The organism is Hyphomicrobium sp., assembly GCF_041659645.1.
Classification (GTDB): Bacteria; Pseudomonadota; Alphaproteobacteria; order Rhizobiales; family Hyphomicrobiaceae; genus Hyphomicrobium_B.
The window spans coordinates 205,291-223,436 of the sequence record NZ_JBAZXX010000001.1; the positions used below are offsets into that span (position 1 = coordinate 205,291).

An 18,146-nucleotide genomic window follows, 5' to 3' on the forward strand; every position below is an offset into this window, starting at 1 on the left:
ACGGCGTGGAATGCATTCGGGTATATCGTTGCTGGCGGTGGTCGGCTCAGCACTTCTGTTGGCGGGAACCGTAATCGCCGCCGAGAAATCTGTCGTCGGGATCGTCATAGATTTTTCGCCGCGTGAAGCCGTAAAAGGTAAGCGGCTGTTTTCGATTGATCGCGAAGGCCGACCGTACGCCGTCAAGGAAAACGAGATCGTCTACGAAGGAGACACAATAAATTTTGCTGAGGGCGCGAACCCGAATGATACCTTCGTTGAGATCCTCGTCGCGGCCGACAAGGTGATCAAACTCAAGCCGCCGAAGGGAGAGTTGCCAGCTCAGGAATGGTCGCTCCTTCAAGTATTGTGGCCGAGACTGGCGTCGGCCTATCGATGGATCAACTCACCATCATCGGACGAATCGAAGTTGGAAAACGCCTTGTCTCGCGGCGATGACAACGCGCTTTCTGTCCTTCCCAATTTGCGCCGCCCGCTCGTGATATCGGATGCGTCCGATAAGCCGTTGTGGCTGGGGTGGAGCGGCGGCATACCGCCATTCACGCTGACGGTTGCGGCACAGGGCAAGCAGCTTTCACAAACCGTCGTATGCGCAAATACGAAACCCGCAGAGTGCGTTCGAGAAGCGACGATCCAGATCGGTCGAGCGGATGGCGATATCCAATTAGCGCTCACGTCTGGCGACCACACCACTTGGACGCAGATGGTTGCGAGAAAGCCGATCGCCTGGAAGGCTGACCTTGCCGACGTTGCGCCGCTAGGCAAGCTCGGGCCATTCTTAAGGGCAACGGATTTGCTTGATCGCGGCCATGGCGAATTTGTTCTCGAAAGCGCCCGCGAACTCGCGCCTGTGTCATCGAGCTATCCGCCGGCACGCTCTATGCTCAATCAAATTCGCGACGGGCAGATTCCTTGAAGCGCTTCCGCTTCGAAAATGCAGATGATCTCGCCGGCATGAGGAAGTTCCTCCCTCTCGTAATGTGAGAAGACAACTCTCTTCCAAGACAGGTGTTCCCGATTTACGGGCGAAGGGGTCGGAGCATCAGGGCAGCCTCAAGCAGGTCCAACTCGGAAAAGAGCTGCCGGGCAACCGTATCGTCGATGGTATCGGCCGCCCGAAGCTTCTGAATAGCGCGTCGCTCCGCGTGAAGAGCGGTGCGATATATGTCGCGCCATGCCCCCCGGTCTTCTGCGTCGCGTGGATTATCGAGCGACATCGATCGGCCTCGATATGCAGAAATTAGAAACTTCGTACGCTCTTCTTCTCCCGAGTGGTGCTTCTCGATGGCGTTGATCGCGGCGTCTATCGCCACACGCCTCGCCCTAACCAGCTCCGCATCGGATTCGCGCTCGGCGGGACGCCCCCGCAGCAGCAACGGAAGCCCCACGGCGGCGATCAGCAGTGACAGCAGGATGACGCCGACGGCCACTGTTATCGCCAGATCGCGATAGGGAAAGGGGGTGCCGTCTAGTGTGACCAGCGGGATACTCAGAGCGCCGGCTAATGTGACGACGCCGCGGGCGCCTGCGATCGAGGAAGCGGTGATGTCACGCCAGCCGATTGAATCGCGCCTCGCATTCGTCAGGCGGCTTAAGCCGATCGAAGCCAATACCCACACAAAGCGGATGACGATGAGTGCGAGAGTTAGAAGCGCGATCTCGTCGAGAATGGCCAATCGCTCGTGACTTGTTACAAGATCGACGCCGGAGGGGCCGGCTCCAATCAGTCCGGGCAGCTGTAATCCCAGCAGAACAAAAATTAAGCCGTTCAAGCAGAAGCTCACAACGTCCCACGTCGCGCCCGTCATGATGCGCGCCGTGTAGTGCGCATGCTCCAGAAGGCTGAGGCGGCTGGCGGCTATGCCCGCTGCGACGGCGGCAAGAATGCCCGAGGCTCCGACCTCATCCGCGAGGGCAAATGCCGCGAAGGGAAGCAGGCCCATTAAAACCGTCTGCAGCGTCGCATCACCAACGCCGACGAGCACACGCCGATGGATCTGGTGATAAAGCATTGAAAGCCCCACGCCGATCAATATGCCGACGGTTGCTACCCAGAGAAGCTCTCCGGCTGCGTGAAGGGGAGAAAAGCTGCCGCTCAGTGTAGCGGCAATGGCTAAGCGCATGGCAACGAGTCCCGAGGCATCATTGAGCAACGCCTCGCTTTCGAGCAAATGCTTCATGCGATGTGTCACCGTCAGGTTTCGCGTTATCGCCCCGACTGCAACGGCGTCGGTTGGCGATACGAGAGCGCCGACGGCAAAGGCCACCGACAAGGGCATCTCAGGGACGAGCCAATGGAGGACATACCCGCCGATCGCTGTCGTCAGCAGAACGAGGACGACTGCATGGCCGAATACTGCCCACGGCATGCTCATCAAGCCGCGGCGAGGCAGCCTCCACCCATCGCCGAACAGCAAAAGCGGAAGGAACAGGAGAAAAAATGTTTCCGGATCGAGAGGGACCTGCCAATTGATCGGCGGCAACGCGGCGACCACGCCAACTCCGATCTGCAGGAAGGGCAGCGGAACCTTGATCAGTCGCTGAAGAAGTGACGCGATGCAGGTGAGCGTGAGCAGGGAGAGGCAAACAACGACGATGTGTAGGCTGGTCATGCACTTGTCCCCGTCTGCGATTGGCGGGACTTTGGTACCGATGTTTCAACTGATGAACTATAGCAATCATTCGAGTGGCGCCGTTACCTCGTTCCTGCATCGTCCTACTGCGAGCCCGATGGCGGCAACCCCGCTCAGCGGCATTGGTTCGTCGTCAATGGCGACGAGGACGGGCGGCTGTTCGCTTTCCTCCGCATCTGGCAGCGCTGGGCCGGGCCAGCGAAGAAGGAGCGCGGGCTTGGTCTTTCGCATCCGATAGGGAATATCGAAGCTCCGGCGTCGTTCGTCGCCTCGTGTGGCGGTCGGGGCTTGCGCAATGCGCTAGGCGACTGAAGAGCTCGCGAGCACGAGGGTGCCCTTGAAGAAAAAGTCGTTCCCAATATTTTCTTTGATGATGTGCAGTGCAGCTTCACGATCTGCCGGATTCGGCGCGTCAGTTCCGTTCAGCAAGATTTTCAACCGTGAGCCAACGCAGCAATGTGAGAACAATGCGACATTCTGCGAAAAACAGCTCACGCAAACAGCTAGCTTAACCAATTGTTCACCACTGAAACCTTGGTGTTTCAGTTTTTCCGGCATTGATGCCCGGGAATTAAGCACGCCGTGATATCCCATCTCTACAGTGGATCGATAAGAGGGGGGATTAGGACACAAGCGAAATGAGCACTAACGATAGCCCCGTAAGCGCTGTGTCACCGAAAGGCGAAAGTTGCGGTTCACCCCTGTCTGAGCCGTCGGTCGATTATTACAAAACGGCGATGGAGCTGAAGACGACTCTTGAAGAGCTTTCCAAACGCGAAAAGGAGCTTGAGCAACTCAACGGTTGGTTCGATGTTGCGCTAAACAACATGGCTCGGGGCTTGTCGATGTTCGACTCCGACCAGCGACTGATCGTCTGCAACAACGCTTATCGGGAAATTTACGAACTCCCCGACGCGCTCACAAAGCGCGGAACATCACTCGCTGACCTTGCGCGTTACTACGTTAAAATGGAAACAGGAAAAGACGGACCGGAGGAGCTTGCCAGCCAACGAGCTTGGATCGACCGCCATCTCGAGGAAATCGGACATGGCAAGACGTTCAGCCATATTCAGAACTTGAAGAACGGGCGCATTGTGCTCGTTACCAACAAGCCACTTACCACTGGCGGGTGGGTCGATGTCCAAGAGGACATTAGCGAGAGGCGCAAGGCCGAACAACAAATCAGTTGGCTTGCGCACCACGATCCACTTACTGAAATTGCAAACCGAACCCATTTTGGCGAAGCACTAGATCGCGCTTTGCAAAATCTGAGACCTACGACGGGTTTCGCGCTGCATTGGATCGATCTCGATAGATTTAAGCAGATCAATGACACGCTGGGACATGCTGCAGGAGACGCGCTCCTGCAGAGCGTCGCCAAACGACTGTTGGCATCAGTGCGCGAAAGCGACGTCGTAGCCCGCCTGGGCGGCGACGAGTTCGTCGTTCTTCAGGCTGGCGTCGAGGAATGGAATACGGCCGAGGAATTGGCGCAGCGATTGCTGCGCTCCATGAATGAGCCCCATTTCGTCCTTGGCCAAAGGGTGGTCATTGGCGCCAGCATAGGTATCGCGCTGGCTCCCCAACATGGTCGCAGCGCAGAGGACCTTTTGAAGGCCGCCGATTTGGCTCTCTATCGAACAAAACGCAAAGGTCGAAACGACTTCGCCTTTTTCGAATGGATCGAACAGACCTCGAACAAAAGCTCGTTAGACGTGGATTTGAGCCGCGCTGTGGACGACGGTCAACTCGAGCTGCTTTATCAGCCGATCGTCGATTTTAAGTCCGCGTAGGCCGAACGGAAAGCCAGACTAGCGCTATCGCGATAATCGTTTGCACAAACTCGCTGTAGGTATCCATATCTCATAGCCCTTGTTTTCATGTGCTTTGAGAGTGTCGGTTGACGACTTAGATATGCGTCTCAAAAACAATGGCCACAAGGTTCGAAGCGTCAACGTGGCCGGGAACCGGGAAGACCTGCGCCGGCGGCATTTCATGAATAATCATACGGCCGTCGAGGCGACTTACCGGTTGCCGTCCGACAAACGCGTCGTCCATGCAAATGCTGCTAAACTTCGCGTTGAGAACCAGTGCGCTCATTCAACGCCACAGGTCGGATGCTGGTGATAACGCCAGACACCAACCATTCAATCATCGTGCCTCGATCTACCCTTTTCTCCCGCGGCGTTTGACCGGCCGATCAAGGATCTCGAAGCTGAAGGCGTCCGCCTTTGGAGCGTGGCGCAGGGAGCCGGATCGAACCATGTGTAATCTTCACAGCCAGACTCGCAATGTCGAAGCCATCCGGCGGCTCTTCGGGGTGCGCCACAATCGAACCACGTCGATTGAGCTGCAGCGCGCGATCTTCCCCGGCCGGAACGGAAGCGTCATTCGTACGCCTACACGCAACTGCCTTCCGGCGAAAGCTCGGGAGGCGTCCTTTGGAAGATCTGGGAATGAATACGATACTGAATGCTATCTCCCCGTCCAATGATGGGTTAACTCAATCAAATGCCCAAACGCGAAGAACCAGAGTTAGACCGCAGCAGTTGAGTTGTAATGATTGAACGAGTTTCCCTGACCCCTTACGAAGCTTCAGAGTTGACGAAACTACAGCGGGAGCACGATCAACTGGCAAGACGGACGGCCGTCGCAGCAGCGGCAGGTGGCGTAGAATCGGCGGCTTTCATCGAAGCCAAGGATGCTCTCATGCGAAATACCCGTAAGATCGAAAGCCTTCTCGATAAATCGCGTGGTTCAAAAAATGTCGAAGAAAACGGCTCCTGAATTAGACCCAAAAGAGCAGTTCAAACTGTTTCAGGAAACCAAGCCGAACCCGCGGGTGCCTGATTATGATCGATCCGGGGCAGGGTGCATCCTAACGGCGTCGTATTCAAATTTTGGACGGGCGTTCCAGTTGGTGGGCGATCATGGCCGCTCGTGTACGGTTGGGCAGCTTAAGCTTCTGCAGAACGGCGGTCACGTGTCGCTTCACGGTATTCAGGGAGCAGGACAGAGCTTCTGAAATTTCAATGTTGGTCTTGCCGGTGCCGATCAGTTCAAGCACTTGGCGTTGGCGAGCCGTTAGACTTTCAATCCCGTCGTAAGTATTTTTCGATGTGTACGCTCGCGAGAGTTCCGGCCCATCGCCGATGAATGTTGTTGCCATGGCCTGTTGAAGAAGGTCCATGCTGATCTTTTTTGGCGGCACTGACTTGCCGGCTGACTTCGCCATCCATGGCGAAATATCCATATGAATAAATAGGGCTCCCCCATCTGGTGATGCCCCGAGGGGAACGCCTACGACAGCAAACCACGCATCAATTCCGAGTGTTGGCGGCGGCATGACTGCAGAAAGCAACGAACGCTCGCGGTTGAGTACTCCCTTGATCGCCGGGCGGTAGCGCGCTGAGCACTCGTTTGAATAAACACGCCCCTTAAGCTTGGCGACCTCGGCATTGCCCGCCCGATGATGGGCTCGAATGTCCAAGATATCCCCGGTCGGCGATACGAGTACAGTATAGGTAGAAAGGTCTAGGAGTTCTGAAGCATCGCTTTTCATGCGCAATCCTGGACGAGCCGGAGGAAACCAATTGACTAGTACCATGAAAAACAAAGGTGCCCAGATGGTAATGGGATCAACTGAAGTTTGAGTGCCATAGATATCCCCCGCCGTTTCCGACGCGGGCTGAGGTTTTGACGGAACAATCAAAAAAACAGGCTTTGACCGTCATCTTATATATTCCCCCGATCCGGACCAGAGCCGGTAAGACTGCGATCGGACGCTACTCTTTCTGTTCGTGTGTACCTGGAGCGTTCAGCATCTGGAGGCGCTGTCGCCAGCCAACGGCGGCTCTTAATGCGCCCCGCGAAACAGAAATCGCCATCCCTTCGAGCCGTGCGTGCGGCATATGGAGAGATCAATATCCCAACGATACGCATCGGAAATCGCTCAGTTAGCTGCCAGTTACCCATCGATTTTGCAAATTGACGTATGCGGACAAATTTTAGGCGCTTTGGGCGCCGTTCCTGGCGCCATAATGCGTACAAGGACCGTGCCTCGGATCCCGTCCCCCCAATCGAGGCCATGTGCATCTCCCCCGGTGCACCCGGCGTCAGCTCCCCCCGCTGACGCCTTTTTTTGCGCTGAAGTTTTCGACCGAGCCAAGCACCTTTCGGCGAACTCCCTGCTATGCTCAGCGGAAAACCATGGAGCGCCAGCGTGCAACACAAGCATATCAAACGGACGCGTCAGATAATCGATACCGAAGGCCGAGCAATATTTGTGATTGAGACAGATCTTGTGACAGACCCAACGGAAAAAGGGTTTGACGCAACCGCGTACCGCGACCTGGAAAAGTCCGCTCACGAATATCTAAAGAAGCACCCAAATTATGAGGATTTTCGAATTCGGGCCCGCAAAGGCTCGGACGCCTAAAGATCCATAAGCTCGGAAGGTGGCCGCCGAGGCCATCGCCATGTTGGTCACCTGCATCGCTGCTTTTTCTACTTCTCACGAAATAGCAGTCGGCTGAGAACTGCCCCGAAAATCCAATAAAAACAGGAATTTCCGAGGGCGTCATGTTATAATTGCGTCGTGGGTTCTGATCGCAATTGTCAACCGTAATAGTGGCGCTTTGTTCACGTGCGGATGGTGTTTCGCGGGCAAGTCGCCGACTTTCGGCCTCGGACGGGTGAGCGGAAATCCCTTTAGTTGTCCGTATCGCAAAGACGCAACTCGAAGGATCAATGAAACAGGGCCAGCTTTCCGTACTTTTCGGCGAGCAGGTAATAGAACGTGACGCGGGATTTGTAGGCGTCATCCTTCATGCGATCGCATGCTGCTATGATGGCGCGATCGAGTAAGCTCACGTGGTCGCCAATTCCGAGTGTCTGCCGGAGGAACTTGTCCCGAATCCGCTCCCTCTCCGCGAGGTCGCCGCAAGACACCCGAGTTTCCTGCCTCGTCTTGAGCCCAGCCCCGAGATACTCCACGAGGCCGTTGATGGCGGCTTGATCGGGATACGGCACATACCGTCGGACATCGGCGCTCCAGTTTTCCGGCATAGCTCCCCCTTCTGGTAGAGCTAATAGGACGTATGCGCCATAACTGTCGATCGGTTCCGTCATCGAGAGGGGAGGGTATTTTGAAAGCCCCCTCTCAGGGGACTGTGCTAAAGTCTCGTCGTTGCGTCGCGTTGAACTCTAAGAGGGGATCTAGCGATGCCAAGACCGCGAAAATCGTCAAGCCGCCGGAGGCGTGGTTCGTCGAAGCTGATCAAAGAGATGGAGAAGCTTGCCGCAGCGCTTGATCGCAATGCCGCTCACCAACGCGGTCATCCCTTCGGGAATCTGACAGGGAGCGCCGAAATGGGCGACGCTACGGATAAGTCTGAGGCGGCGTGACCTCTAATATCCGATGCAGCCGTAACCCCGCCGGTGACTTCCGGCAGCGAGTGATTTTGCCGTGTCGTTGCCTCGAGGCATGTGGGTGATGTACGAGTGTCAACTGATAATCGGCGAAGTTTAGCGGGCGATTGGCCCGAGCTTGTCGCACCATTCGCCTAGTCCACCATGCAACGTGGAACCTGCCTGTGCTGGGAGAGACATCGGCGGCAGGCGATCATTGACGCCGAGCTGGCCGCCTGCGTTGACGATGGCTTGCCCCGCTTCAAAAGCCTGATCGCGTACGGTAAGTCGGACGACTCCCTTTGCGCCTTCGACCTATTCCAGCTCTAGGGCGTCCTGCTTATTCCTTTTCCGCTCTATGACCGGGCGCGCGGCTAGCTGACCTGATCGCGGCGGTCGACGCCGAGCACATTCAAACTACTGTGGAGTGATATGAGCCTGGGCGCAGCGAAAAGGTCGGCGTACATGTTGCCGAGTTCGGCCGCTCCGGCAGCATTGAGATGATTGCTGTCGCTGTAAAGTGGGCGTCCGCTTTTTGAATAACGACAGCTGACATCGTCGCAAAAAGTAAGATGCGGATATACGACGCGGATGTTTGGCCTTTGAGCAAGGCGGGCGAGAAGTGGCAACACTCGCTTTTCCCGGTCCGAAAAATGCGTCATGGTCTGTTCTTCGGGCATCGGATCACCCCACGCGACGTGACGCGCTCGCTCCGCAAAGGTGATCATTGCAGTAGCCTTGTTCTCAATTTTGAGGATCAGGTAGATGCGAATGCGAAAATCGTGGCTCATTACGCGAAGGATTTTGTAAGCGCATGCGCGAACGAGCCGAGGCGTTTTACGGGTTGGATGCGGTGCTGAATCCGCCGGCGTCTACTTTGCGGCAGAAATGCAAGGCGAATAAATAAGCGTTTGCGGGGCCATCAATAACAGCGTCTTCAGTCTGGAGACTTCGCCATCATGTTTGCAATCGCGTAGTCGGTCTTTTCTGCTGTAATGATCGCTATATAATCCCCGTGTCAACATGCGGCGCAGATCGAGCCTAAGCTGCTCGCAGGGGGAAACGCAGGGGGAGGGAACATGGCCTGGGTCGGGGATATTTGGAAATCGCACATCAGCGCGCCGATCTTAATATTCGGAGCAATTTTCATCATTTCCGCCATCAAGCTGACGTCCTTGCTCCCCGAGCGTTTTTATTTTCGCTTTTCATCGCTGGCTAGTTCTGAGGCCTCGCCCTTTATCGTGGAGCCGCCCGGAGTGAGCTATTCCCGTCTCTGCCAAATCGTGGGGAAATATCAAACCGAACATCCGGGCTATTCAGCGGACCTCCAGTGCAGCACTTCAGCCCAAAGCGCGCCCACCGATGACTACGGCAAGAAAAACCAGGAAGCCATTTTTCGAGCGGCCTACGATAACGACGCTGCAATCCGAAGAGACATGGCTTTCAAGCTCAATGATTTCGCTTCACCGAAATTCGATCCGTTGGGAATTCAGCAAACGATTGAGGCAGCGACTGCGACGGGAAAGGTTCAGGACACGATCGTCGACCAATACACAAACGATGTTGAAAGGAGGTTCCGCGAGATTGCGCCATCTCTTGCGGGCCCGGCGGCGCTCTCCGCCGCCCTGCCTCCGGACCCGGCGGGCAGCCAAAATGAGGGAGATCAAAATGCCGGAGCTGCCTCTTCAAAGCTGGATCCGACCCTGACAGCTGCCGCTGCAAAAGCAGCCCTAGAAACAAGCGACAAGTTTCCGGCGCGCTTCAGCAACTTCGCCTTCGCCCCTATCACCAAAGCCAAGCTCGATGAAATCACCGCTAACGCATATAACAAGGACAATGCGAACGACGGTATCATTGGCTATTACCTGGGACAGGTCGATGATGCGTTTAAGCAGGAACTTCGTGCGTCGTTGAAGCGTGGCAACGTCGATCTCTCGGCTGACGCATCGTCGATCGATAAGGCAATCGTGTCGGAGGGTATTTTCCCTTATGCCATAGCTATTCTTGTTCGGATCGGTCCCGTTTTGATCTTTGGATTTTTTATCGGTCTCGTCTTCGGCACAAAGGAGATCGGTTCGGCGGCGATCACGGCAGGTTTGTCGGCGTTTCTGCTCGCGTGGCCGGTGATACTGATGTGGGATCGCGTCGTCAGTTACACCTGGCAAGACAAGCGCGACATCTTTATCGCGATGTACATCTTGTATGTCTTGTCGTTCATTTTCGTGGCGAGGTTCGCGGCCCAATTAGGCGCCCTCCTGCATCGGCGCCTCCCGCCGAATTGGGCTGGCAGAAACCCGGATGAGGTGAATGAAAGTGCCTTCTCATGGAGCCTCGCGCGAGATTTCACAGTGGGCATCATGGTCAACATCCTTTTCTATGTCAGCAATGCCTTCGCCGGCACCCATTTTGGCGGATGAAGATCCTTCTATTTATCGCCGTGACAGGTTCGCTCATGCTCGGCGCAATTGGGTTTGCAGAGGTCGAGCGCGACGCCCTAATCGGTGCCTCGGGTGGAGACGCATCGCGTTTCAGTGAAGCTTTGTTAAGCAGCGGATATCAACCGCGGCCCTGCAATTCGGCCGCTGAGCCGCATGACCGAGAATTGACTGCCCTGATGTCCGCGATCGCCACCGTTGAGGCGTATGCGCGGCCATGGCCGGAACGAATGATCAAGGATCAGCTTGCACTTTCGCTCGTGGCGCTAAGGCTGCCGGTGCCAGACTGGTCGCTGGGCAGCGGTGAAATACGTCTCAGTACGGCGGAAAAGGCGACCCGTGCTTTCGGGTCAAACGATGTAAAGCCCGAAGAACATCGCGGCAATCTGGTCCGTTTGCTCGTAAACTCGTGTAGTAATTTCGCTATTGGTAAGCAGGTTCTTAGATATATCGCGGCCACGAGGGGCGTTGACCTCGCGCGGTTGAACCAAGCGTCTATTTCCGCGATCGCTGCAGACTACAACGGGCAAAAAACGGTGGGCTCTCTGCCAGAGCAAGCGTCGAAGCTGTTCTACAAGGACGCCGTTTATCATCTTTTCTATTCATTCCTTTTTTCACCGAACGTGCTCGCGCTCGAGCAATAGTGCCCTTGCTTCCATCATCATCTGAGTAATGAGCAATGTACGTCACTCCGAGCCGGATCGAGTTCTATTATCCCGATGGGCGGATAGCCGTTCATTCTGATATGACGCGAGAAGAGTTGACGAGCGCTATGCTCGATCCCGCCCTTCCAGAGGATGCCTATTATTGGGCGAGGATGGCGCTCAGATCGATCGAGATGGGAAAGGGCCGGCTGGATACGCCGGACTGAAAATATCGTCTTGTGCCAGCCATCTCGTCGAGATCTGTCATGCTGAGTTTCATCTGGAGAGCCCGCTCGCGGATGGCATCGAGAATAGGAAATCCAGTAGATTTGAAACGAAAGTTTTTTCGATAGAATCCTTGATCCCGAATTTGAGTTTGGAGATGCCCTCAGCCCGTCACAAAAGGAATGGCCTCAATGATCTCCTTTCGCGGCGTGCCGCCTTCGTAAAGTTTTTTGAGACGCGCAACCTCCGTGCATGTCCACCTCGGGATCTCACGAATTGGACGGCATATAGGAGATGCTTTTTGCCCCTGCAGAAACCGAAGAAGCAATCGCAAAACACCTCGGCCGTTAAGGAGGAGCTATCTTCTCTGTTCGCGAGAAGAGGTGGTTGTCGCCTTCCTCTCCATCCTCCTCAACACGCGGTCGATCACCAGGTAAGCGCGGTCTCCCATTTCAGCATTCCCTGTCGCCAAATTTGGTCCTCCTTTTTTTCAAGAGTGCCGTCTTTTGCGGCGGCGACGAGTGCTTCAAATGCAAATGATCCAAATTCTCGCCAGCCCGCGAAATGAACCATTCCATTGGCGTCCTCCCCAGGAATCCTATTCCGTATGCGGAATTTCTACTCCCACGTGAAACGGCGGGAGAGTCTGCCCGGTAGTGCTCTCGCTAGCTCGACAAGACAGCGCATGTCTTTCCCGGTGAACTCCCCGCGGCGTAATCGGAAACATCGCTCAAGATCGAATGTTATTCGCTTAAGCGGCGTTGTTCTACGCGCCGCGACTGGCAACGAATGCCGGCAATGGCAGGACGCCCCAGGACTTACGCTCCCCGCGCACCTGGGGCGTCCTCGTTGATCTTCATCTGACTCGAAGCGATCACGTCTCAATGCGGGATTTTAAATTGGCCGATGACATAGCTCTTTAGGCGATCCAGATCGTGTTCGCCTGCGCGCATGAAGCCAGTGACGAGGAGCGCCACTCTATCCCTCCCGTCCTCATCCGTCTCTGCAATGGCGAGCTCTTTGCAGCAGAGGTCCATCGCCAGCTGCATGATATTAAGATTATCGTTGTCGATCACGCCCCTTGGGAATGGCATCTTGTTGAACGCTCCGTCGACCCACGATCCATGACGCCCAAAGCATGAAATTGTTCCCGGTGGCTTGAGCACGGCAGTAAAGCTCAACTCAGCTCCTGATGGTCCTGCGCATTCGTAGCGGATGATGTCACGCAGGCGTCAAGATGAGAATGCAATGGACGTGAGGGGCAATCAGATGACAAACAGGCTCTACGGCACCAATCCGGATTGGTGCGCATTCTGCTGTGCCACTTCCCTTTTTTCGCATTGCAAGGGTTCGCGAAAACCGAGGGCCGGCACGACTTAAGGGATCTGTCTATCGACTCCGACAGCTTCTTCCCAATCTAGAGGCTCTGATACAGGTGAGTCGATACTGCCGCGGTCGAGGCTATGAAAGCAGCGCCATTCCGCGAGCGCCTCGAGCTCAACGTCGGTTTTTTTGACTTGCTCTCTGAGTGGCGCTTCGTATTTTGCTATTTTTTCAAGCGCGCCGGTTCGAAGGAACATTTCCAATACCGGCATCACGTCTTTTTCGACGTTAGGAACGGACGCCGCATCCGGGTTAAGTGCGTACCTCATCGCATCGAAAAAAGATTTTTCCCAAATGGGGATGTTTCGCAGTCGCCACCTTAGTTCTGCTGCGCGCTCGACCAATTCGTAATGGCGTGGCAGTTCAGGTTTATGTTTCTTCTTCATGTCCATGAGAAACGCGGCGTATGCAGCGGCGTCGTCGTCAGACGAACAAAAATCTTTGGCCTTCGGCTTGAGCCGCAGAAGAGACTTCGCAATCCGAGTCTCTGTTCTAAAGAAGAGAGAATTTGCACGCGATTTCACTGAGCGTCGCGTCGCTTTTTTTATTCTGTCGCCGGATATAGACACTGACAGCCCCCAAGATCTGCAATGATATCTATTCTCGCAAATAAATCTCATCAGCATATTAATGGCATGCCCGCACAGGCACCCGACTTCGCTGGCGAACTTGCTGTTTTCATCGCAGAGGGCCGTCGCGTCGGCTGAGGGAAGCCAGACTGGTTTCCTTCGCGAAGAGTTCTCAAGTCGCCCCACCAGGCAATGTCAGGCGTTGCTGATGCCGCGATGTCGAATGAGACTACCAGGGTCGGAAAACCTCAGCCCGTTCTGGCATGTCTTTGACTTCCGCCTACAGCCGCGGATATGGTTAATTAACCATAATCCGCGCATTGGCAGTTCTGTCGATGTTTGGTCCACGTCGCGCAACAGAGGGAAGAGGGCGAAGGGTCATTGAATGGAAGAGAGATGAAAAATGATATTTCCAAAATAGGGACCTGGCGCCGTTTTTTGAGGATGCGAAATTATTCTTATTTTGTAAATGTTTTCAAAATCTTGAATCGTTTCTCGTTGTTTTTTCTCATGTCCAATTGTCCGTCCAAAATTGCCGATTGGACATTCTGGTTTGTCCCTGATTGGTCGCTTTATGTCCAAATTTCTGTCCCTAGGAGAGCGTTTTGGCCGTCGTTTTGTCCCTCTGGACACTGTAGCCGCCCTCCCCGGATGGGTTGAGGGCTTCGGTACTGGTCGTGGCGGTCGCTATCGCCGCGTTCAGCCCGATCGCGGTCAAGATTTGCATTCGTCTTCTTCTTGGGGTGGCGGCACTATTGGACCGGCTTCCAGACCATAAGCCCGCCGAAATCTCCGGAGTGCCCGATGCGGAGATATGGCTCGGTATCCAGATCCAGCACCCATCTGGCTTGCACTTCGGGCAGTCGCCCACGCCGTTCCGGCGGTCTTGGCAAGGACGACTCTGGAGGGCGAGGAAATGGAGCGTGGTAGAAAGTTATTTCACTCCGCTAATGCGAACTCTCATGATCACCAAAGCGTGCGGCCTGCATTGTTTCGAATGTCCGGCGGGTTTGCGGTTTGACGAAAAGCGCGATGACCTCGGGGTGCTTCTTTCGGATGCGGTCTTCGAGCCGGACAATGGCGGCCTCGATCTGGGGCGTGCGCAGTTCGTCGGAAAATTCGAGGCTCGACGCGACCAGGATCTGATCGGGCGCTAAGTGAACCGCGAAGACATCGTTGGCGCCGTCGACGCTCGGCTCGCTGATCGCGAGCGCCAGAATAGATTTGATCACGTCGTCGCTGGCACGTTCGCCAATCAGCAAGGCTTTGTTCTCGCGTGCGAGAACCGTCGCGGCGATTGCGAGGACGATGCCGATGAGGATCGAAGCGACGCCGTCGATTGCGGAGATGTCCCAATGCTGGGCCGCGAAATTGCCCGCAGCTGCTATGGCGATGCCGATCAGCGCCGCAGTATCCTCGAACAACACCATGAACGACGGCGGGTCTTTGCTGTCGCGCACGGCTTCCCAATACCCGCGCCGGCCCTTGAGTTTTCCGAAGCGCTTGAGCGCAATCCACCATGTCGCTCCCTCGAAGACCGCGGAGATTGCGAGGACGATGTAGTTGACGGTCGGGTCGGTGATGGGGGTGGGAGCGATGATGTGATTGACGCCCTCGTAGAGCGACACGCCCGCACCGATCGCGAACAGCAGCAGCGAGACGATAAAGCTCCAGAAGTAGAGCGCGCGGCCATAGCCGAGCGGGTGGGTATCGTCGGGGCGGCGGCTCGAACGAAAGTAGCCGTAAAGCAGCAGCCCCTCGTTACCGGTATCGACGAGGGAATGCACGGCTTCGCTCAACATCGATGAGCTTCCCGTCACGGCGGCGGCAATAAATTTGGTGGCCGCGACGAGAAGATTGCCGACGAGAGCGGAGTAGACAACTCTTTTTGAAAGCGCGGTTTCGCTCATGCGTCGGTATGATTGCTAGAGCTTGGCCGCGATTTCAATTCTTTCTGCGTGGTGGGCCCGCCGCAACGAGGCATCAGGCATCGACATTGGCGGTCGCCGGATCGGCGGGGGCGGCGTCAAGCCCTGCCGCGAAAGCTTGATCGACGCTTTCGAGCCAGACGAATTCCAGGCGCTCGCGTGCATCTTGGGGAATGTCGTCATAGTCGCGCCGGTTGCGGGCGGGCAGCATGACACGCGTGATGCCGGCTGCGGCGGCCGCGACGACCTTCTCCTTGATGCCTCCGACCGGCAACACGAGGCCGCGCAGCGAGATTTCGCCCGTCATCGCGGTATCGCTGCGGATCGTGCGGTTGGTCAACAGTGAGGTGAGCGCCATGAACATCGCGACGCCGGCGCTAGGGCCATCCTTCGGTGTCGCTCCGGCGGGAACGTGGACGTGAATGTCGCTCTTTTCGAAGATTGCAGGATCAATGCCGAGCGAGGTGGCGCGGCTCTTGACGAGCGTCATTGCCGCCTGAGCGCTCTCGCGCATGACGTCGCCGAGTTGGCCCGTCAGAATCAGAGCGCCTCGACCGGGCGTACGCGTCGCCTCGATGAAGAGAATGTCGCCGCCGACGGGAGTCCAGGCGAGGCCAGTGGCAACACCGGGCACACTTGTGCGCATCGCAACTTCGTTTTCGAAGCGCGGTTGGCCGAGAACGGTTGCAACGTCGTCGACGCCGATGTGGACGTGCGCGGTGCTGGCTTCCGCGATTTGGACGGCGGCGTGGCGAAAGACTTGGCCGATCTCGCGTTCGAGACTGCGGACGCCGGCTTCGCGCGTGTAGCCGTGGATGATGGCGCTTAGGGCGCTGTCATCGATGTCGGCGTTCTCGGGTTTCAGTCCATTGGCTTCGAGCTGGCGCTTCACGAGATAGCGGCGCGCGATCTGGAGCTTTTCGGTTTCCGTGTAGCCGACGAGACTAATGATCTCCATGCGGTCGCGCAGGGGGCCGGGGATCGTGTCCAGCATGTTCGCGGTGGCGATGAAGACGACGCGACTCAGGTCGAACGGAACGGCGAGATAGTTGTCGCGGAACGTGCCGTTCTGCTCGGGGTCGAGGACTTCGAGCATTGCAGCGGACGGGTCGCCGTGAACGCCGCGGCCCATCTTGTCGATTTCGTCGAGCATCATCACGCAATTGCGCGCACCCGCCTTCTTGATGCCCTGGACGATGTTGCCTGGCAGTGCGCCGACGTAAGTGCGGCGATGGCCGCGAATTTCAGCTTCGTCGTGAACGCCGCCGAGACTGACGCGGACGAAAGGGCGGCTCATGGCGCGGGCGATCGACTGGCCAAGCGACGTTTTGCCAACACCCGGAGGTCCGACAAAGCAAAGGATCGGCGCCTTTCCTTGGGGCGCGAGCTTACGCACCGCGAGGTATTCGATGATGCGGGTTTTGATCTTTTCGAGGCCGAAGTGATCCTCATCAAGGATGCGCCGGGCTTCGGCAATGTCGATCGGCTTTTCCTCGGGCAGGCTCCACGGCAATTCGATCAGCCAATCGAGGTAGGTGCGGATCATTCCGGCTTCGCCGGCTGCCTCGGGCATCCGCTGATAGCGGGCGAGCTCCTTCTTCGCCTGCTGCTCGACTTCGGGCGGCATCTTGGCCTTTGCAATCGCTTCCGTCAGATCGGCGACTTCCTGGGATTTGCCGTCGCCTTCGCCGAGCTGGCGCTGGATGGCGGCCATCTGCTCGCGCAGAACGGCTTCGCGCTGACGGTCGTCGAACGCGGCCTTCGTCTGACGGCCGATTTCCTGCGTCAGGCGCATCACTTCGATGCGCTCGCCAAGCAGCTTTGACACGCGATCGATGCGGGTTGAGAGATCGACGGTTTCGAGGATCGCCTGCTTTTCGGTAGGCGTGATGTCCATGTAACCGGCCGCGAGGTCGGCGAGGGACGCGGGCGACGTCGCGCCTTGGATGGTCGCGATCAGTTCCGGCGGGGCTTGCGGCAGAAGTTGCACGGCTTCGAGCGCCAGGGCTTGCAAATTGCGGAAGCGCGCTTCGATTTCCGTCGAGCGTATTTCGGGTTCGGGGATGTTGACGACGCGGGCAACCGGAAACGGTGTGCCGGGCAGGAAATCCAGGATGCGGACGCGTTGAACGCCTTGCACGACGATGTGATGGCTGCCGTCTGGCGCCGCGATGTAGCGCACGATATTCGCGAGTGTGCCGACGCGGTGGAGATCATCGGGGCCGGGATCGTTATTTTCCGGGTCCCGCTGCAGGATGATGCCGATCTGGCGTTCTTCGCGCACGGCTTGCTGGACAGCGGAAATCGATTTTTCGCGGCCGATCGTGATCGGGAGAATGAGGCCGGGGAAGAGAACGACTTTGCGAACGGGAACGAGAATCAGCGCGTCCGACGGAAGCGTGATGTTCGCTGCCGCGCTGCGGTTTGCCGTTCCCGTGTCTTCCGGCTTGGGCGCGTTTGAGTCACCGAGTGTCATCATCAAGAATACCTCAACCGGCCTTGGTCAGTGAAAAGACAAGACAGCCGTTCTGTACGAACTGCCGGACGGCGTAACGGCCCACGGGTAGCTGAAGCCGGCGCTCGAAACGACCCTGGGGAAGTTCGAGACGATGAATGACGGCATCGCGCAATTCTCGCGGCAACACACGGCGGCCCGATACGATCAGCACGCCATTCTCGATCGACGCGGTGACGTTATCGGGATCGACGCCCGGCAACGCGACGAAGACGAGAATCTCCCGGTCTGTTTCCAGCACATCGATGGGAGGTTCCCACGACGGCTCGTTCGCCGGTCCGGACGGCTGTAGCCGGAAGAACTGGCGGTGCATGCGCTCGGCGCGGGTCAGGCTTTCGACGGCTTCGGATAACATCCAGCTCATCGGGTCTCTGTTCGCCATGGTTATTCTTTCCGTTGCGGATC

General features: G+C 56.7%; 18 protein-coding genes. 6 read left to right on the plus strand and 12 right to left on the minus strand.

Features of this window, described 5'->3' with window-relative positions:
- Positions 1-10 precede the first annotated feature (10 nt).
- On the plus strand, positions 11-916 hold the full coding sequence (locus WC811_RS00915) for a hypothetical protein (RefSeq protein ID WP_372639932.1): 906 nt from the start codon (positions 11-13) through the stop codon (positions 914-916).
- Positions 917-1,019: 103 nt separating this feature from the next.
- Here WC811_RS00915 and WC811_RS00920 read toward each other — a convergent pair whose 3' ends face one another.
- The gene (locus tag WC811_RS00920; RefSeq protein WP_372639934.1) at positions 1,020-2,612 is read right to left on the minus strand and encodes a Na+/H+ antiporter; all 1,593 of its coding nucleotides are present in this window, start codon (positions 2,610-2,612) and stop codon (positions 1,020-1,022) included.
- A gap of 321 nt (positions 2,613-2,933) precedes the next feature.
- Positions 2,934-3,191, minus strand: a complete 258-nt coding sequence (locus tag WC811_RS00925) for a hypothetical protein (RefSeq protein ID WP_372639936.1) — start codon at positions 3,189-3,191, stop codon at positions 2,934-2,936.
- Positions 3,192-3,370: 179 nt separating this feature from the next.
- Here WC811_RS00925 and WC811_RS00930 point away from each other — a divergent pair, with 179 nt between their 5' ends.
- Positions 3,371-4,426, plus strand: coding sequence for a diguanylate cyclase domain-containing protein (locus tag WC811_RS00930; protein WP_372639938.1), 1,056 nt, complete (start codon positions 3,371-3,373; stop codon positions 4,424-4,426).
- 766 nt (positions 4,427-5,192) lie between these two features.
- Complete coding sequence (locus tag WC811_RS00935; RefSeq protein WP_372639940.1) at positions 5,193-5,420, plus strand: hypothetical protein; 228 nt, start codon at positions 5,193-5,195, stop codon at positions 5,418-5,420.
- A 106-nt stretch (positions 5,421-5,526) separates the two neighbouring features.
- Here WC811_RS00935 and WC811_RS00940 read toward each other — a convergent pair whose 3' ends face one another.
- The 3 genes from WC811_RS00940 to WC811_RS00950 form a co-directional block, all read right to left on the minus strand.
- Entirely contained in the window at positions 5,527-6,195 is a 669-nt protein-coding gene (locus tag WC811_RS00940; RefSeq protein ID WP_372639942.1) for a response regulator transcription factor, read from the minus strand.
- A gap of 1,184 nt (positions 6,196-7,379) precedes the next feature.
- Positions 7,380-7,700: a DUF2853 family protein gene (locus WC811_RS00945; RefSeq protein WP_372639944.1), complete on the minus strand. Its 321-nt coding sequence runs from the start codon at positions 7,698-7,700 to the stop codon at positions 7,380-7,382.
- Between the two features lie 716 nt (positions 7,701-8,416).
- Positions 8,417-8,833 (minus strand): SGNH hydrolase domain-containing protein, encoded by a 417-nt coding sequence (locus WC811_RS00950; protein WP_372639946.1) that lies wholly within the window; start codon positions 8,831-8,833, stop codon positions 8,417-8,419.
- A gap of 288 nt (positions 8,834-9,121) precedes the next feature.
- On the opposite strand from WC811_RS00950, the gene WC811_RS00955 reads away from it, so the two are divergent.
- The 3 genes from WC811_RS00955 to WC811_RS00965 are packed head-to-tail and all read left to right on the plus strand — an operon-like array spanning position 9,122 to position 11,348.
- Positions 9,122-10,459 carry a hypothetical protein gene (locus WC811_RS00955; protein WP_372639948.1) on the plus strand — a complete coding sequence of 446 codons (1,338 nt, stop codon included), beginning with the start codon at positions 9,122-9,124 and terminating at the stop codon, positions 10,457-10,459.
- The gene (locus WC811_RS00960; protein ID WP_372639950.1) at positions 10,456-11,121 is read left to right on the plus strand and encodes a hypothetical protein; all 666 of its coding nucleotides are present in this window, start codon (positions 10,456-10,458) and stop codon (positions 11,119-11,121) included. Before WC811_RS00955 ends, WC811_RS00960 begins: the two co-directional genes overlap by 4 nt.
- 35 nt (positions 11,122-11,156) lie before the next feature.
- Positions 11,157-11,348, plus strand: a complete 192-nt coding sequence (locus WC811_RS00965) for a hypothetical protein (RefSeq protein WP_372639952.1) — start codon at positions 11,157-11,159, stop codon at positions 11,346-11,348.
- A 424-nt stretch (positions 11,349-11,772) separates the two neighbouring features.
- On the opposite strand, the gene WC811_RS00970 is transcribed toward WC811_RS00965, so the two are convergent.
- The 7 genes from WC811_RS00970 to WC811_RS01000 all read right to left on the minus strand — a co-directional run bounded on the left by WC811_RS00970 (position 11,773) and on the right by WC811_RS01000 (position 18,123).
- The gene (locus tag WC811_RS00970; protein ID WP_372639953.1) at positions 11,773-11,919 is read right to left on the minus strand and encodes a hypothetical protein; all 147 of its coding nucleotides are present in this window, start codon (positions 11,917-11,919) and stop codon (positions 11,773-11,775) included.
- Positions 11,920-12,227: 308 nt separating this feature from the next.
- Positions 12,228-12,527, minus strand: coding sequence for a hypothetical protein (locus WC811_RS00975; protein WP_372639955.1), 300 nt, complete (start codon positions 12,525-12,527; stop codon positions 12,228-12,230).
- Positions 12,528-12,722: 195 nt separating this feature from the next.
- Entirely contained in the window at positions 12,723-13,253 is a 531-nt protein-coding gene (locus tag WC811_RS00980) for a hypothetical protein (RefSeq protein ID WP_372639957.1), read from the minus strand.
- A 637-nt stretch (positions 13,254-13,890) separates the two neighbouring features.
- Complete coding sequence (locus WC811_RS00985; protein WP_372639959.1) at positions 13,891-14,025, minus strand: hypothetical protein; 135 nt, start codon at positions 14,023-14,025, stop codon at positions 13,891-13,893.
- 220 nt (positions 14,026-14,245) lie between these two features.
- On the minus strand, positions 14,246-15,208 hold the full coding sequence (locus tag WC811_RS00990) for a cation diffusion facilitator family transporter (protein ID WP_372639961.1): 963 nt from the start codon (positions 15,206-15,208) through the stop codon (positions 14,246-14,248).
- Positions 15,209-15,281: 73 nt separating this feature from the next.
- The gene (gene lon / locus WC811_RS00995; protein ID WP_372639963.1) at positions 15,282-17,705 is read right to left on the minus strand and encodes an endopeptidase La; all 2,424 of its coding nucleotides are present in this window, start codon (positions 17,703-17,705) and stop codon (positions 15,282-15,284) included.
- Positions 17,706-17,715: 10 nt separating this feature from the next.
- Positions 17,716-18,123: an Hsp20/alpha crystallin family protein gene (locus WC811_RS01000; RefSeq protein ID WP_372639965.1), complete on the minus strand. Its 408-nt coding sequence runs from the start codon at positions 18,121-18,123 to the stop codon at positions 17,716-17,718.
- Positions 18,124-18,146 lie beyond the last annotated feature (23 nt).

What these genes read in the sequence shown, in the direction of transcription:
- lon (WP_372639963.1), bottom strand. Translation starts at nt 17,705, where the DNA reads ATGATGACACTCGGTGACTCAAACGCGCCCAAGCCGGAAGACACGGGA.
- WC811_RS00955 (WP_372639948.1), top strand. Translation starts at nt 9,122, where the DNA reads ATGGCCTGGGTCGGGGATATTTGGAAATCGCACATCAGCGCGCCGATC.
- WC811_RS00935 (WP_372639940.1), top strand. Translation starts at nt 5,193, where the DNA reads ATGATTGAACGAGTTTCCCTGACCCCTTACGAAGCTTCAGAGTTGACG.
- WC811_RS00970 (WP_372639953.1), bottom strand. Translation starts at nt 11,919, where the DNA reads ATGGTTCATTTCGCGGGCTGGCGAGAATTTGGATCATTTGCATTTGAA.
- WC811_RS00945 (WP_372639944.1), bottom strand. Translation starts at nt 7,700, where the DNA reads ATGCCGGAAAACTGGAGCGCCGATGTCCGACGGTATGTGCCGTATCCC.
- WC811_RS00920 (WP_372639934.1), bottom strand. Translation starts at nt 2,612, where the DNA reads ATGACCAGCCTACACATCGTCGTTGTTTGCCTCTCCCTGCTCACGCTC.
- WC811_RS00985 (WP_372639959.1), bottom strand. Translation starts at nt 14,025, where the DNA reads ATGCAAATCTTGACCGCGATCGGGCTGAACGCGGCGATAGCGACCGCC.
- WC811_RS00950 (WP_372639946.1), bottom strand. Translation starts at nt 8,833, where the DNA reads ATGAGCCACGATTTTCGCATTCGCATCTACCTGATCCTCAAAATTGAG.
- WC811_RS00925 (WP_372639936.1), bottom strand. Translation starts at nt 3,191, where the DNA reads ATGCCGGAAAAACTGAAACACCAAGGTTTCAGTGGTGAACAATTGGTT.
- WC811_RS00940 (WP_372639942.1), bottom strand. Translation starts at nt 6,195, where the DNA reads ATGAAAAGCGATGCTTCAGAACTCCTAGACCTTTCTACCTATACTGTA.
- WC811_RS00930 (WP_372639938.1), top strand. Translation starts at nt 3,371, where the DNA reads ATGGAGCTGAAGACGACTCTTGAAGAGCTTTCCAAACGCGAAAAGGAG.
- WC811_RS00965 (WP_372639952.1), top strand. Translation starts at nt 11,157, where the DNA reads ATGTACGTCACTCCGAGCCGGATCGAGTTCTATTATCCCGATGGGCGG.
- WC811_RS01000 (WP_372639965.1), bottom strand. Translation starts at nt 18,123, where the DNA reads ATGGCGAACAGAGACCCGATGAGCTGGATGTTATCCGAAGCCGTCGAA.
- WC811_RS00915 (WP_372639932.1), top strand. Translation starts at nt 11, where the DNA reads ATGCATTCGGGTATATCGTTGCTGGCGGTGGTCGGCTCAGCACTTCTG.
- WC811_RS00990 (WP_372639961.1), bottom strand. Translation starts at nt 15,208, where the DNA reads ATGAGCGAAACCGCGCTTTCAAAAAGAGTTGTCTACTCCGCTCTCGTC.
- WC811_RS00960 (WP_372639950.1), top strand. Translation starts at nt 10,456, where the DNA reads ATGAAGATCCTTCTATTTATCGCCGTGACAGGTTCGCTCATGCTCGGC.